Genomic DNA, 13309 nt, shown 5'->3' on the forward strand with positions numbered 1-13309 from the left:
TTGCCAATTTTATATTTTGTGCACTTGCTTTTTCGCATTCAACTCTTCCGTCAACTCTTCAAACCACTCTTTATCACCGGTCTGCAGCGCCAAGTCAATCAAATACTCCAGCTGAGCGGGATCTTTCGGTGCCATTTGAGACAGAATTTCAACTTTCTTCACGTCCATTGGAACCGTTTTTCCGATAATGGCCGTATTGTCGCTCTCGGCAACAGTAACATTTACCGCCCCTTGCACCATGTTCATCGAATCAATAAACCCAATAATTATTTCACCATTAATGAAAGTTCCTTTAACCCAATCAGTGGTTTTTAAAATTGTTTTTTCTTCATTCATATCTGAACACCTGCTTTTCAATTTATTTTTTAGTAATTTCAAATCCCTCGATAACCTGCAATAACCAATGCCTATTAAATGACACTCCCCATCAAAGTGGGTAAATGGAATATTACTCCCGTTTCAAGCAGAACTCAATAAATATGCTCTGACTTCGAGACAAGTGATGGCTGTTTCTAAACCCATTCCCTAAAATCGCATCTTAAATCTATGAATAAAAAAACACCGCTCAGGGGAACGTTAATTCCTCTAGAGCGGTGATGCATTCTGCGCTATTTTTCTTTAGATTCGTTCAAGAACATTTTTCTCCCTGAAATGCGATGCTAGTTTATTATGTAAAGCATGAAACGACGTTCATCCTTTTCCAGCAGGAAGTTGATGCTGAACAGTTCGACTGTTTCTCATAATGTCCCTTATGCTTTCAACTTAGGCTCAATAAATAGAGTTGAGGGATTAATTTTCGACTTCAAGAATAGCCTCGATTTCTTCTTGGACCTCTCTATTCACCATAAGAGAACGTTTTTTTCTCAATTCAAGATCCATTTCTTTATCGATGAAATTATTCGTATGTTTATCAAAACAATCGAAACAAATCGAGTAAAAGTCTTTATTCTCTTTCTTTAAAAAATGGAATTCCCACGTTTCAATTTCCAAATAACTTACTTTATCTTTCGTTTCTTTTCCACATAATTCGCAAGTTGTTTTCATTATAAAAAACCCTTTCATACATCTAGCTTTTATTTTTTCCTAGCTGGCGATCTTTAATTCTTTTTAAGCGCCCATGATATTTCAATATATTCGCTTGTGATTGTTTGGCCTCTTCGCTAGTCGGTTGCAAGTTGGCGATATCCCAGTATTTAACGACTACATCTAATACTTGGTCAAAGTATTGGAGTGGTCCATAATTCGTATCGATTGCAATGGTTTTCATTCTTTCGTTAAAGTCTGGCATAACGGCACCTGGCATAGAGAAATTAATAATTACCTTCTCAAAATAAACAATGAAATTCGGATCAAGTTCAAGATGTGCTTTCACCGTGTCGCGATAAAATGCATAATGAAGTGCTTCGTCTTTCGCTACGCGTCGAAGTAATGTTGCTAAATCTTTGTCGTAAAGACCCGCTACCTTAGCTACATTATTATAAAAAACGAGTGTAGCTAACTCTTGCAAAGAAGTATAAGCCATTGTTGCTAGAGGATTCGTGAAATCTGGAAACCAACCACTTTCAACGACTCGTTTTCTTAATTGATGCAATCTTACGGGATCTACGTTTCGTGTCACCAATAAATACGTTTCAAGCAAGTTAGAGTGCTGATCTTCTTCAGCCGTCCAAGTGCGTACGAAATCATTTATTACTTCCATTGAATTTTTAAACGTATAATCCAAATGCGAAGTATACCAAGGTAAATTTACTTCTGTAAGTAATGCTGTTTCTACTGCAATAATTACACCTTCTGGAAGAGTTACTTGACTCTCATCCCAAGGAACTCGTTTAAAGGACATGGCCTTGTCCCATGGAATAAATTCGTGATAGCTCCAGTCAATATTTGCAGAACGTTCCTTATGCAATTGATATAATTCTTTAATGCGCGGTTCTAAGCGTATATCCAACTCTGAATTTAACATGATCTTTTCCCCTTTAGGTGTTTTTCTAACTTTAAACCATTTGAATTTTTTTAACAATTATAAGGTTAGATCGTTTGTGTAACCGTCATGTAGGATAGATCGATTTTTCACAAATTCGATTTTTTAACTTTTATTATTAAATATAGACATTCCTCTAATTTCTCTACTTAAATAGTATATTTATAGAAAGAAATTACGAATGAGGCTGTTAATATTATGGATTATTAGCGTGTTAAGTTAACTACTTATATATTTAAGAAAGGTTAATCTTCAACAAACGGACCAGATGATGAAACAACAAAATGTCAATGAAGGAATGAGACGATGGAAGTGCCTATGAATTTAGACCAAGCAACTTTTCATGTAGAAAAAACGGAATCACTGAAACTAAAAGAAGTAATTTTTAAGATTAAACCTGGCATTAAAGAACAAAAAAGATTGTTTAGAACATCATTATATAAATTAACAATTATCGCAGAAGCAAATAATAAAGGGTATGAATTTGCTGGTTATGATCTCAACGATAAGTTGATTTCACAGCTAGAAAAAGACCCTTCAAGATTTTTAGTTGGAGCAGAGCCACCCTTTTTATGTGGAACCAACTGGCCGGCTAGTGGAATAGCTGAAGTTGTAGAAGCAAACAATGTACCTTTGGATTCCCTGATTGTAACAGATGGAAATAATGTCCTTGCTACAATCTATAATGATGAGATACCTATATTGAGCAACTGGCTTAAGAATTTAATTAATTAAAATAGGAGTAGTTTAAAGAAAACATTAAAAGTTCTTGATAACCGAGATATAAGATCCGGATATAAGATCCCATGGTTCAGTTGCTCCAACGAGTGTTTCGGCACGTAAAAAGCAGGCAGTGAAAACCGTTAGCCAGCATTCAGTACTAAAAAGAAGAATGGCAAAAACATCAATTGAGTACGTTTTAAGATTATCAGCCTTACTAAATATAAAAAACAGAAAGCGTCGGCTTCCTGTTTTTATTTGTTTTTATTCAATTCAGGTAGACCCCGTCCCACCAGATTAGCGGACACCGGCTCTCTCCCCACTTCCCTCGCCCATACCGATAATTGGCCAATATGATGAATTTCATGCGCGATGACATGCCGCATCACTTCGCCCCACTCGTCGGTATCGACGGTTCCATCGCGTCCGATCGTTGTCAGCACCCGATGTTCCATGCTGTCATCCCAGTTGGCCACAAAGTTTTCGACTTCCGGCCGGAACCGCGCATCAAGCTGACGCACTTTCTCCAGGCTCTTGTAATTGTCGAAGCCTTCCTGGAAATCTTCCTTTCCTTCCAGCAGGCGAATCCAGCTCCACTCCACGTCCGCGATGTGAAAAAGCGTTTCCAGGATGCTGCCGAGCCCGCCTGTCCGCTCCTTCAGCAGCTCTTCTTCACTGATCTCCTCGCACCATCGGTACCATTCTTCGCGAATTATCCAGTTGTAGTGAAAGAACATTTTCATACATACCCTCCCGTTTTGCGGCTAGCCAACTATTGTTTTATTCTTATGGCTGCTCTTTCAATAATTCAATCAATCGGACGACTTCCTCATCTTCCCCCACATCCACCGGCACCAACTCGGTATTCTCGATGATTTCCGTATAGAACGCTTCCCCTGCCGGATACTGACCGTCCCAGCGCAGTGGCACATTGTAGACATTGATAGTGCCATCGCCGTTGCCGCTATAGGTGACGGAACCATCGACCAAGCGCGAACCGGCCAGTTGGATTACCCTTTCAGGGTAGGTTCCGCTCGTTTCGTCATCGGGATTGAGCGGCGTGCCGGCCGGGATGCGCTTCACGTACAAGCCGTCGATGTCCTGGTTCGGCCCGAATTGCAACCAGACTCGGGCGTATTCGATCTCTTCGCTGGAGTATTGGGACAAGGCAACTTCCTCTTGTGGGTTGCCTGCATCTGACGGGGTGCTGTCCGGTTCCACCGCTTCGTTTTCTTCTGAAGGAATATCATTTTCGTTTGGCATATTCGCTTCCTCTCCTTCGTCTTTTGATGTGTTCTCGTTTGTGTCTTTTTCTGAGGAGTCGGTCGTCGCATCGGGCATTGATTCTTCGGTTGCATTCCCGCAGCCCGCGAGCAGCCCAATCAACACAGCCATCCAGAAAATCTTCATGACTGCTTTCATTCTCCCACCTTCCTTTCAGGTTATGTACTTGTCAGCCCATTCTGTGCATCAACCTACGGAGCAGATAAAATAAAAAAGCGAATTCATGAGAAGCCGTTTTCCATTACTCCTGTTTCTTTACGAAGAACATTCTTATGAGGGCGATCATCACCAATACCATCCCCACGAAGATGCAGAAAAGCAGCAAATAGGCCATCAAGTATGCGAAGCCTTCCCCATAGCCAAACACCTCGGCCAGGGTTGGAATTCCGCCCATGACGATAAACAGCGGCGGCAGAACGATCAACACGAAACCCGTCAGCAGCAGCTTCTTGGACTTTTTCAGCATGCCCCTTCTTTCCTTTCAGACTTTTATCAATTTCATTATGTGCTGTTCTTACCCTCTGTTGCGATTGAATAGCATTCTGAATAGCAGAACCAACACAATCAGCCCAACAATCGAAATAATCATGCCTGGAATTCCTACGCTCGTTAACATGGTCCATCTCCTCTTTCGAATTGTTGAAACAGCTAATCTTTACGCGATAATGGCAAATCAATTTTGGATTCATCTTAAGGAATTAGATTCCAAGATTGCCTGCATCCCTATAACAGCGATTCTTGCTTGTCGGCCAGCTTGATGTAAAAAGGAAAGAACACGATCAGCAGCAATCCAACAACGCCGCTCAAATACCCGAGCCCCATCAATATGCCTCCGTCTTTAAATGACACGTACTGCGTCGCTTGGCAGTTCGGACATGGCTTGCCGTCTTTGGACAGCCCGAGCTTCCAGATATCCTTCGCTTTCCATTTATATGTACAATTCGTGCATCGCGCCATGAAATCCCTCCGTTCAAGATACTTATTCTTACGCTTCTAATGGGAATATGTTTCATTATTATGGCAAATAAAAGCCGCCTATCCCTTTGAGATAAACGGCCACGCTTTATTTATTCCACATCGCGCTGCTCTTTTTTCCGTCCCCAGATCGTAGCGGCCGTTTTCAGCAGGAATACGGTAAGAAACACGAACGGCGTGACCCCGAGGAGAAATTGCCAATAGGCATGTCCAGCTGCGGATAGACGGTCGAACTGACCATGGCGCCGGTGAAGGCCAGCAGGAAACTCAGGATCGGGTCCCTTTTTTTTGGAGACCATCGGCCCTTTCAGCCAACTGGCGAATTTTTCTTTGGTGTCCATAATGTGCACCCTTTTGCTTTCAGTGAATCGGACAGCTGCCTAGACAGCTTTCACGACTTTCTTTTCTTTTTGGCACCGCTCGCACCGGTAGAGGTACAAGCCCGGCAAGTCGAATTCCCGTCCCACCTGTTCATAGCGGTGCCAGCCGATGCGGCAGAGCCAGCTTTTCTCTTTGTTGATTACGAGCAGCGAGACCGCCAAAAGGATGATTCCGCCGCCGATCAGGAAGTACGGGATATTGTAGAGGTTATACGCGTCATCGAGGTTGGCGAGGAGCAGGAGGATGCCGATCAAGACGGCGGTGGATGCGATGATTTTTATTTTGGAAAGCAAAGAATTCCCCTTTCTCCCATTTCTTCTGTTGGTGCACCTTTTCCCTAATAATTCCTTTTTAACCAGAATGCTATCGGAAATACACCCAGATAGGAGACAGCGAAGGTTTCAGGTTTGGTGCACCCCAGTCTTAAAAACCTTCGTAAAAAATTTCCAATCCGCTAAAAAGGCACAAGTGCATGGCGCATTTATTTCTCAAATCCTCTTTAAAACCCGGAATATCGGGTATAGACCTTCATACTCGAACACCATTTTTTAAACTTTGAGGAGGAATTCGATGCATTATCAATTGAACCTGCATTTGTCCCGCGATAAGAAGGATTATTACTGGCTGTTCCGGAGCGAAGAAGATACAATCACGGTTTTCAATGAAGTTGTCGAGACGTTCAAGCAGTACGAACCGCCCAATGCGGAAGCGTTTATCGAGGAGAAGCAGCGCGAGATCGACGAGACCGGAAAAAGCAATACGGTCCAGATCGAAGTGGTCAAAGTCGATAAGGAAGCGCTCATCCGCTCCGCGTCGTATAACGAGATGTGGTACGATGACGAGCATTTCGACGATATCTACAAGACGCTGACCGCCCGGCTCGGTGCGCCCGAAGAAGGCTCGATCGCATAAACAAAAATCCCCTCTGAACCCAATGTTCAGAGGGGATTTTTCAGTTCTGGCGGCTAGACGAGCAGCGCCAGGTAGACGGCCATCGCGTGATGGAATTTCCGGATGTCGATTCCGGTGTTTTCGGTGAAGCGGTCCAGCCGGTACTGGAGGCTGTTGCGGTGAAGGTGGAGCGCTTTTGCGGTTTCGGAAACGTTCAGGTTGTACTTCGTGAACACTTCGATCATCCTCAAGGTTTCTTCGTCGTCCGCGTAATTCTGCAGGACCATTTCCCGGATGTGCTGATAGCGGTCAGGGCTTCCCTCGCCTACCAGCAAGTAAGGGACGGCATCGCTGAAATACGCAACGGCCTTGTCGGATGAGGCGAAAGTCGAGCGCGCCGCGTCCAGCATGAACGCATGGTAGCGGCTCGCCCCAGCCGCACTTTCACGGAACGGGCCGACCAGGAACTTGATTTTCATGTACAAGTCACTCATCAGGATGTCGATGATTTCTTCGTAGCGGATGTTGTCGTTCCCGAGGTCCGCGTATTCGATCAGGATGCCTTCGTGGCCGTTTTCCCAAAGAATCGGCACGCTTCCCGGAAACAGTTCGTGAATCACGCCTTTGAAGGCTTCCGGGCTGCTCTGGTTTTCCTTGATGGAGAAATAGACGAAGCGGTAGGAACCGACCGCTTCTATGTCTGTTGCGTCAGTGCCCTCCGCATCGACAGCTTTTCGCCATTTCTGCTCTTCGGCCGTTAAGGCCGGAACGTCGGTGCGGTACGGGGTCATGAATGCCGCCAATAGCGCCAGGTCCTTCGGAGCCAAAAGGCGTTCTTCGATGCCGATGATTTCGTTGTCCCCGGTCACGAACCAGCTGAAGCCCGGGTCGAGCTCATGGACGCCTTCTTCGTAAACGATCAATGAAGGATAGATTTTTTTCAGGTTATCGATCATGCCACCACTCTTTTCTTCAGAAAGATTCACCGGTTATCAATGGCGGCTTAATGCGCCATCAGTCAACCGAAAAAGTATACGACGTCTCCGAGCGGAACTCCTCGTCCGCTTTCAACACGGCGGACGGGAAATGGGGATGGCGCACCGAATCCGGCGGCCGCTGCGTCTCGAGGCACAGCCCCAGGTGGTTCTTTGCTTCGGTTCCCCGGATCCGGTACGGGCCGCCTACATGGTTTCCAGTATAAAGCACCACGGCAGGTTCCGTCGTGTCAATCTGCAATTTCCGGCCGCTTTCGGCGTCCGTCATCTCGATGGCAGGTCGTGAGATTTTATTCAACAAGAAAGGGTGATCATAGCCGTGCCCGGCAAGTTTGGCCTGGGGATGGTCTGACGAAGCCGCTTCCCGGATCGTTCTGCCGCTGCGGAAATCGAATAGCGGATCCTCTTCTACTGGAACGAGCGCGCCGGTCGGCAGCAATTCCCTATCCAGTTCTATGTAATGGCCGCTGTCGATCTGCAGTTCGTGATCAAGGACCGTCCCTTCCAGATTCCCGCTCAAATTGAAGTAGGAATGGTTGGTGACGTTCAGCAGCGTCGTCTTGTCGGATTTCCCGGAATAGGAGATGACGAGCTCGTTGCGGTCGTTCTTCAGCGTGTAGCGGACGGTCATGGATAGGTTGCCCGGGAACCCTTCTTCCCCGTCCGGGCTGAAATAGGTGAACTCCACACCCGCTTCGGTTTCGTTTTGGAAAGCTTCCGAGTGCCAGACTGCGCCGTGGAAACCTCCAGGTCCGCCGTGGAGATGGTGGCCGTTGGCGTTTTGCGTGAGGCGGTAATCCGTCCCATCAATTGTAGCTGCTCCGTCCTTGATGCGGCCGGCAAAGCGGCCGACGACGGCGCCGAAAAAATGCGGATTGCTTTCGTATTCTTCGAGCGTCTCAAAGCCCAACACCACGTTCTCGAATTTGCCGCTGCGGTCGGGCGCGATAAGTTCCGTGATGATGCAGCCGTAATCGATGCAGCTCAGCTCGAACCCGAGGTCGTTCGTGAGGGTGTAACGGGTGACGGTCTTTCCGTTCGTGTGTCCAAATACCGTTTCGGTGACATTCATCTTTTTCATCCTTTCGTATCCCAGTTTTGCTCAAGCCACTTCAAAGACGTCCACCAGTAGCAGCGTGATCGCGCCGATCAATGTGGCGTCGTCCCCCAGTTTGGAGATTTCCACGGTCGTCCGGCTTGCCGAAGGGGTCAGCGCCGATGCCTTGATCGTTTCCCGGATAGCGGGCAAGATGAACTTTCCCGCTTTCGAGACGCCGCCGCCGAGGACGATTTTTTGCGGATTGACGATGTGGATGAGATTGGTCAGCCCGACGCCCATCGCCTTCCCTGCTTCAGTGAGGAGCGCGATGCAGGCTTCATTGCCGGCCACCGCCTGTTCGTAGACCCCTTGGGCCGTCAGCGGGCTTGCCGATGCGATGCCGCTCGCGTGCCGCGCGATGGCGGGGCCGGTGACAAAGGTCTGCAGGCAGCCCCGGTTGCCGCATTCGCAAGTTTCGCCGTGCAGGTCGATTGTCATATGGCCGATTTCGCCGGCGAGATCTGACGAACCGTGGTAGAGCTTGCCGTCGATGATGAGGCCCGCGCCGACGCCGGTGCCGATATTGACTGCAAGCATGCTCTCCAAGTCGCCGTGCTGGCCGAACCAGTACTCCCCGAGCGCCATGGCGCGCGCGTCGTTCTCCACTTTCACTTCCAGACCGAACGCCGCTTCCAGCTCTTCTTTGATCGGGATATTCTCGAGGCCGAGGTTCGGCGCATACAGCGACACGCCGGTCGCCACGTCCACGACGCCGTGCATCGCGACGCCGATGCCGATGATGTCTTTCCCTTTCACTTTCTCCACGCAGTCGGCGATGCAGCTTTTCAGCGCGCCGAGAAACTGGCCGTTGTCGGTCGGCAGCTCTAGCTTCGTTTCCGATCGCTCCAGCACCCGTCCGGCAAGATTGGCCGCGATGCACTCGATCGTTTCGGGTCCAGCATCCACGCCGATGATGCAGAACGCGTCGTTGTTGATGATGAGCATCGTCGGTTTCCGGCCACCCTGCGACTGCCCGAAATCGCTTTCCTCGACGATGCCCTGGTCGATCAATTCCTTGACGTTGCTGCTGACGGTCGGAGGCGTCAGGTTGGTTTCCCGCGCAATCTGTGCCCGCGAGATCGGTCCGTCTTTCCTGATTTTATTGAGGATCATCGATTTGTTCATCGATTTCATCCATTGGAACGTGCCTTGGCGCATGTGAATTCCTCCGTTTAAAATGGTTTTCCGTTTCTTTATTGAATAGTTTAACAAATTCCACTATACTGGTGTTAATTAAATTAATTTATAAAGTATTGGAGGGACGACATGACACAGCCAGACTTGCTTCAGACGTATCACGACATCTTCGGGAAGGACTCTAACCCGCGCACCTTTTTCGCCCCAGGCCGCATCAACTTGATCGGTGAGCACACCGATTACAACGGCGGCCATGTATTTCCGGCCGCGATTTCCATGGGCACCTACGCCCTCGCTGCACGGCGCAGCGACCGCCAGCTTCGATTTTATTCGCTGAATTTCCCGGATCAGGGCATCATCGAATGCGGGCTTGATGATTTGTCCTATCAAGCGGCCCACGGCTGGGCGAATTATCCGAAAGGCATGATCCAGACCTTTATCGACAACGGCTTCCCCGTCGCTTCCGGGATGGACATCCTGTTCTACGGCGATATCCCGAACGGCGCGGGCCTTTCCTCTTCCGCGTCCATCGAGATGGCGACCGGCGTGGTCCTTGAAGGGCTGTTCGAATTAACGATCGACCGCCTGCAGATGATCCAGCTCGGCCAGCAAGTGGAAAACCGCTACATCGGCGTCAACAGCGGCATCATGGACCAGTTCGCAATCGGCAAAGGGAAAAAGGATTTCGCCCTCCTGCTCGACTGCAACACGCTCGAGTTCAAATACGCGCCGGTCGAATTGAACGGCTATGACATCGTCATCATCAACTCCAACAAGCAGCGCACACTCGCCTCTTCCAAGTACAACGAACGGCGCGCCGAATGCGAAGCGGCGCTTTCGGATTTGCAAACGGAACTGTCAATCAGCAGCCTCGGCGACTTGACCGCAGATGAATTCGAAGCGGCCAAGCACCTGATCCGGGACGACACGAACCGCAAACGGGCAAAGCACGCAGTCTATGAAAACGAGCGGACGCTGCAGGCGCTCCGTGAACTCGAACGCGGCAACATCGAAGGGTTCGGGAAATTGATGAACGCCTCGCACGTTTCGCTCCGCGACGATTATGAAGTGACGGGTGCGGAACTTGATCTGATCGCTGAAACAGCGTGGCAGCAGCCCGGCGTCATCGGCGCCCGCATGACCGGGGCCGGCTTCGGCGGCTGCGCGATCGCCATCGTCGAGCGCACGCAGATCGAACAGTTCAAAGAAAAGCTAACGGCGGTTTACACGGACGCATTCGGCTATCCCCCAGCCTTTTACGAGACGAAAATCTCGGATGGCGCAAAAGAATTGATAGAGGAGTGGCAATTATGAGCGTATTGGTTTTAGGCGGAGCCGGCTATATCGGCTCACACGCAGTCCATCAATTGATCGATCAAGGAGCACAGGTCGTCGTGATCGACAACCTCGAGACCGGGCACCGGCAAGCGGTCCATCCGCAGGCGATCTTTTACGAAGGCGATATCCGGGATGCGAATTTTCTGGATGGGGTCTTCGGAAAAGAAGCGATTGACGAAGTGCTTCATTTTGCGGCCAATTCCCTGGTCGGCGAGTCGATGGAAAACCCATTGAAGTATTTCGACAACAACGTCTACGGCACACAGGTTTTATTAAAAGCGATGGTCAAGCACGGCTTGAAAAAGATCGTCTTCTCCTCCACCGCTGCCACTTACGGCGAGCCGGAAGCCGTGCCGATCACGGAGACGATGCCGGCGAACCCGACCAATGCTTACGGCGACACGAAACTGGCCATGGAAAAATTGATGAAATGGACCGGCGTCGCGCACGGCCTGAACTATGTCTCGCTGCGCTATTTCAACGTCGCGGGCGCGAAAGAAACGGCGGAAATCGGCGAAGACCACCGGCCGGAATCGCATCTGGTGCCGCTCATCCTGCAGACGGCGCTCGGGCAGCGCAGCGAAATCACGGTGTTCGGCGATGACTACGACACGCCGGACGGCACGTGCATCCGCGACTACGTTCATGTCGAAGACCTCGTCAACGCGCATCTCTTGGCGCTGGAATACCTGCGCTCGGGCGGCGAAAGCGATGTCTTCAACCTCGGAAGCAGCCACGGGTTTTCCGTCAACGAAATGATCTCGGCCGCGCGCGCGGTCACCGGCAAAGAGATCCCGGTGAAAATCGGGCCGCGCCGCGCAGGCGATCCGGGAATCCTGGTGGCCAGTACCGACAAAGCGAAACGGGTATTGGGCTGGAATCCGGCGAACACGTCCGTTGAAAAGATCATCGAAGACGCCTGGAGATGGCATTCGACGCATCCGGCAGGCTATGAAAAGGACGAACGGTTATGATCCATTCGACGCTTGCAGGGTTAATCGAAAAAGCGCTGGAGGCGGAGTTGATCGAAGCGGCGGACACGGACTACGCCCGCAACCAGGCCATGCACCTGCTGGGCTTGGAGTCGTTTCCGGAAGCGGTCGAGCCGGCCGAAAACAGCATTCCGAACCTCTTGGAGGGGTTGATCGCCTATGCGGTCGAAGAAGGTGTCATTGCGGACGTGTTTGACGACAAGGAAATGCTGTCGGCGAACATCATGAATTGCTTTGTCGCCCGCCCTTCGGCCATCAACGCTGCCTTCAATGAAAAATACGCCGACTCGCCGGTTGCCGCAACCGATTATTTCTATGAATTGAGCCGAAACAGCAATTACATCCAGATGAACCGGATCCAAAAGAACATTTCCTATAAAACGGATACGCCGTACGGCGAGATGGACATTACGATCAACTTGTCGAAACCCGAGAAGGATCCGGAGCAGATCAAACGCGAACGCGAAATGAAACAGGCGGCCGCTTACCCGAAATGCCTGTTATGCAAGGAAAATGAAGGCTATGCCGGGCGCACGGGCTACCCGGCGCGGGCCAATCACCGCGTCGTCCGGATCCCGCTTGGCGGGGAAAACTGGTTTTTCCAGTACTCGCCGTATGTCTATTACAACGAGCACAGCATCTTGCTGTCGGAAGAACACCGCGACATGAAGATCGACCGGCATGGCTTTGAACGTTTGCTTGCCTTCACGGAAAAGTTCCCCCATTACTTTATCGGCTCAAATGCCGACTTGCCGATTGTCGGCGGGTCCATCTTGAGCCATGACCATTACCAGGCCGGGCGCTATGAGTTCGCCATGACCAAGGCGGAAGACGCGTTTGGCTTCGGCTTGGCAAGCTATCCGGACATCGCTGCGTCCGTCGTGAAATGGCCGATGTCAGTGATCCGCTTGAAAGGGAAAGAAATCGACCGGCTTGTGGACGCGGCCGATGCGGTGCTGCAGGCGTGGCGGAAGTATTCGGACCCTTCAGCGGACGTTCTGGCCTTCACCGGGGAGACGCCGCACAACACCATCACCCCGATTGCGAGAATGCGCAATGGGCTGTTTGAAATCGACCTCGTGCTGCGGAACAACCGGACAACGGCGGAATATCCGTCCGGCATCTTCCATCCGCACGGGGACGTCCACCACATTAAAAAAGAGAACATCGGCTTGATTGAAGTGATGGGGCTCGCTGTTTTGCCTCCGCGCCTGAAAGCGGAACTGGCGGAAATCGAGGACTTCCTGCTCGGCCATGCTCATCACGTCGCCCCCGCCCACCTCGAATGGGCGGAAGAATTGAAAGCCGCATACGGCATGCTGGCGAGTCGGGAAGACGCGGAAGCGCTTCTGCGGACGGAACTCGGCAAGAAATTCGTGCGCGTTCTGGAAGATGCCGGCGTCTTCAAAGAGCGGAAAGCGTTTGAACGGTTTATCGACGCGCTCAATGAAAGCCCGACACGCGAAGCGGTCGAGTCCGGAATGGCAAATGTGCACGAAGACGCCCCGTAATTTTG

At 50.1% G+C, this 13309-nt stretch carries 17 protein-coding genes; 5 read left to right on the forward strand and 12 right to left on the reverse strand.

Features of this window, described 5'->3' with window-relative positions; all coding sequences use genetic code 11:
* Positions 1 to 9: 9 nt before the first annotated feature.
* The 3 genes from ACFSDB_RS08995 to ACFSDB_RS09005 all read right to left on the reverse strand — a co-directional run bounded on the left by ACFSDB_RS08995 (position 10) and on the right by ACFSDB_RS09005 (position 1963).
* The gene (locus ACFSDB_RS08995) at positions 10 to 336 is read right to left on the reverse strand and encodes an IDEAL domain-containing protein (protein ID WP_204891963.1); all 327 of its coding nucleotides are present in this window, start codon (positions 334 to 336) and stop codon (positions 10 to 12) included.
* 453 nt (positions 337 to 789) lie between these two features.
* Positions 790 to 1044, reverse strand: coding sequence for a hypothetical protein (locus ACFSDB_RS09000; protein ID WP_204891964.1), 255 nt, complete (start codon positions 1042 to 1044; stop codon positions 790 to 792).
* 22 nt (positions 1045 to 1066) lie between these two features.
* Entirely contained in the window at positions 1067 to 1963 is an 897-nt protein-coding gene (locus ACFSDB_RS09005; protein WP_204891965.1) for an acyl-ACP desaturase, read from the reverse strand.
* A gap of 324 nt (positions 1964 to 2287) precedes the next feature.
* Here ACFSDB_RS09005 and ACFSDB_RS09010 point away from each other — a divergent pair, with 324 nt between their 5' ends.
* Positions 2288 to 2716 (forward strand): hypothetical protein, encoded by a 429-nt coding sequence (locus ACFSDB_RS09010; protein WP_204891966.1) that lies wholly within the window; start codon positions 2288 to 2290, stop codon positions 2714 to 2716.
* Positions 2717 to 2955: 239 nt separating this feature from the next.
* Here the strand turns inward: ACFSDB_RS09010 and ACFSDB_RS09015 are convergent, their stop codons facing one another.
* The 6 genes from ACFSDB_RS09015 to ACFSDB_RS09040 form a co-directional block, all read right to left on the reverse strand.
* Positions 2956 to 3444: a DinB family protein gene (locus tag ACFSDB_RS09015; RefSeq protein ID WP_204891967.1), complete on the reverse strand. Its 489-nt coding sequence runs from the start codon at positions 3442 to 3444 to the stop codon at positions 2956 to 2958.
* Positions 3445 to 3487: 43 nt separating this feature from the next.
* Entirely contained in the window at positions 3488 to 4123 is a 636-nt protein-coding gene (locus ACFSDB_RS09020) for a hypothetical protein (RefSeq protein ID WP_204891968.1), read from the reverse strand.
* A 103-nt stretch (positions 4124 to 4226) separates the two neighbouring features.
* Positions 4227 to 4451, reverse strand: coding sequence for a hypothetical protein (locus ACFSDB_RS09025; protein ID WP_204891969.1), 225 nt, complete (start codon positions 4449 to 4451; stop codon positions 4227 to 4229).
* 257 nt (positions 4452 to 4708) lie between these two features.
* Positions 4709 to 4942 carry a hypothetical protein gene (locus ACFSDB_RS09030; RefSeq protein WP_204891970.1) on the reverse strand — a complete coding sequence of 78 codons (234 nt, stop codon included), beginning with the start codon at positions 4940 to 4942 and terminating at the stop codon, positions 4709 to 4711.
* A 110-nt stretch (positions 4943 to 5052) separates the two neighbouring features.
* Positions 5053 to 5301, reverse strand: coding sequence for a hypothetical protein (locus tag ACFSDB_RS09035; RefSeq protein WP_204891971.1), 249 nt, complete (start codon positions 5299 to 5301; stop codon positions 5053 to 5055).
* Between the two features lie 39 nt (positions 5302 to 5340).
* Positions 5341 to 5634, reverse strand: a complete 294-nt coding sequence (locus tag ACFSDB_RS09040) for a hypothetical protein (RefSeq protein WP_204891972.1) — start codon at positions 5632 to 5634, stop codon at positions 5341 to 5343.
* Positions 5635 to 5911: 277 nt separating this feature from the next.
* Here ACFSDB_RS09040 and ACFSDB_RS09045 point away from each other — a divergent pair, with 277 nt between their 5' ends.
* Positions 5912 to 6253, forward strand: coding sequence for a hypothetical protein (locus ACFSDB_RS09045; RefSeq protein WP_204891973.1), 342 nt, complete (start codon positions 5912 to 5914; stop codon positions 6251 to 6253).
* 53 nt (positions 6254 to 6306) lie between these two features.
* Here ACFSDB_RS09045 and ACFSDB_RS09050 read toward each other — a convergent pair whose 3' ends face one another.
* The 3 genes from ACFSDB_RS09050 to ACFSDB_RS09060 are packed head-to-tail and all read right to left on the reverse strand — an operon-like array spanning position 6307 to position 9484.
* Positions 6307 to 7188: a PucR family transcriptional regulator gene (locus tag ACFSDB_RS09050; RefSeq protein WP_204891974.1), complete on the reverse strand. Its 882-nt coding sequence runs from the start codon at positions 7186 to 7188 to the stop codon at positions 6307 to 6309.
* Positions 7189 to 7246: 58 nt separating this feature from the next.
* The gene (locus ACFSDB_RS09055; protein WP_377339831.1) at positions 7247 to 8308 is read right to left on the reverse strand and encodes an aldose epimerase family protein; all 1062 of its coding nucleotides are present in this window, start codon (positions 8306 to 8308) and stop codon (positions 7247 to 7249) included.
* A gap of 21 nt (positions 8309 to 8329) precedes the next feature.
* Positions 8330 to 9484 (reverse strand): ROK family transcriptional regulator, encoded by a 1155-nt coding sequence (locus ACFSDB_RS09060; protein ID WP_204891975.1) that lies wholly within the window; start codon positions 9482 to 9484, stop codon positions 8330 to 8332.
* 108 nt (positions 9485 to 9592) lie between these two features.
* Here ACFSDB_RS09060 and ACFSDB_RS09065 point away from each other — a divergent pair, with 108 nt between their 5' ends.
* The 3 genes from ACFSDB_RS09065 to galT are packed head-to-tail and all read left to right on the forward strand — an operon-like array spanning position 9593 to position 13304.
* A complete protein-coding gene (locus ACFSDB_RS09065) occupies positions 9593 to 10777 on the forward strand; it encodes a galactokinase (RefSeq protein WP_204891976.1) in 1185 nt (394 codons plus the stop codon).
* Positions 10774 to 11775, forward strand: coding sequence for a UDP-glucose 4-epimerase GalE (gene galE / locus ACFSDB_RS09070; protein ID WP_204891977.1), 1002 nt, complete (start codon positions 10774 to 10776; stop codon positions 11773 to 11775). The genes ACFSDB_RS09065 and galE overlap by 4 nt, the downstream gene beginning before the upstream one ends.
* On the forward strand, positions 11772 to 13304 hold the full coding sequence (galT, locus tag ACFSDB_RS09075; protein WP_204891978.1) for a UDP-glucose--hexose-1-phosphate uridylyltransferase: 1533 nt from the start codon (positions 11772 to 11774) through the stop codon (positions 13302 to 13304). Before galE ends, galT begins: the two co-directional genes overlap by 4 nt.
* Positions 13305 to 13309: the final 5 nt, after the last annotated feature.

The sequence above is a fragment of the Planococcus chinensis genome, assembly GCF_042681545.1.
Lineage (GTDB): Bacteria > Bacillota > Bacilli > Bacillales_A > Planococcaceae > Planococcus > Planococcus chinensis.

Excerpts from the sequence above, each read along its gene's own strand:
- ACFSDB_RS09050 (WP_204891974.1), bottom strand. The coding sequence starts at position 7,188 with ATGATCGATAACCTGAAAAAAATCTATCCTTCATTGATCGTTTACGAA.
- ACFSDB_RS09005 (WP_204891965.1), bottom strand. The coding sequence starts at position 1,963 with ATGTTAAATTCAGAGTTGGATATACGCTTAGAACCGCGCATTAAAGAA.
- galT (WP_204891978.1), top strand. The coding sequence starts at position 11,772 with ATGATCCATTCGACGCTTGCAGGGTTAATCGAAAAAGCGCTGGAGGCG.
- ACFSDB_RS09035 (WP_204891971.1), bottom strand. The coding sequence starts at position 5,301 with ATGGACACCAAAGAAAAATTCGCCAGTTGGCTGAAAGGGCCGATGGTC.
- ACFSDB_RS09065 (WP_204891976.1), top strand. The coding sequence starts at position 9,593 with ATGACACAGCCAGACTTGCTTCAGACGTATCACGACATCTTCGGGAAG.
- ACFSDB_RS09020 (WP_204891968.1), bottom strand. The coding sequence starts at position 4,123 with ATGAAAGCAGTCATGAAGATTTTCTGGATGGCTGTGTTGATTGGGCTG.
- ACFSDB_RS09015 (WP_204891967.1), bottom strand. The coding sequence starts at position 3,444 with ATGAAAATGTTCTTTCACTACAACTGGATAATTCGCGAAGAATGGTAC.
- ACFSDB_RS09010 (WP_204891966.1), top strand. The coding sequence starts at position 2,288 with ATGGAAGTGCCTATGAATTTAGACCAAGCAACTTTTCATGTAGAAAAA.
- ACFSDB_RS09055 (WP_377339831.1), bottom strand. The coding sequence starts at position 8,308 with ATGAAAAAGATGAATGTCACCGAAACGGTATTTGGACACACGAACGGA.
- ACFSDB_RS09045 (WP_204891973.1), top strand. The coding sequence starts at position 5,912 with ATGCATTATCAATTGAACCTGCATTTGTCCCGCGATAAGAAGGATTAT.
- ACFSDB_RS09025 (WP_204891969.1), bottom strand. The coding sequence starts at position 4,451 with ATGCTGAAAAAGTCCAAGAAGCTGCTGCTGACGGGTTTCGTGTTGATC.
- ACFSDB_RS09000 (WP_204891964.1), bottom strand. The coding sequence starts at position 1,044 with ATGAAAACAACTTGCGAATTATGTGGAAAAGAAACGAAAGATAAAGTA.
- ACFSDB_RS08995 (WP_204891963.1), bottom strand. The coding sequence starts at position 336 with ATGAATGAAGAAAAAACAATTTTAAAAACCACTGATTGGGTTAAAGGA.
- ACFSDB_RS09030 (WP_204891970.1), bottom strand. The coding sequence starts at position 4,942 with ATGGCGCGATGCACGAATTGTACATATAAATGGAAAGCGAAGGATATC.
- galE (WP_204891977.1), top strand. The coding sequence starts at position 10,774 with ATGAGCGTATTGGTTTTAGGCGGAGCCGGCTATATCGGCTCACACGCA.
- ACFSDB_RS09060 (WP_204891975.1), bottom strand. The coding sequence starts at position 9,484 with ATGCGCCAAGGCACGTTCCAATGGATGAAATCGATGAACAAATCGATG.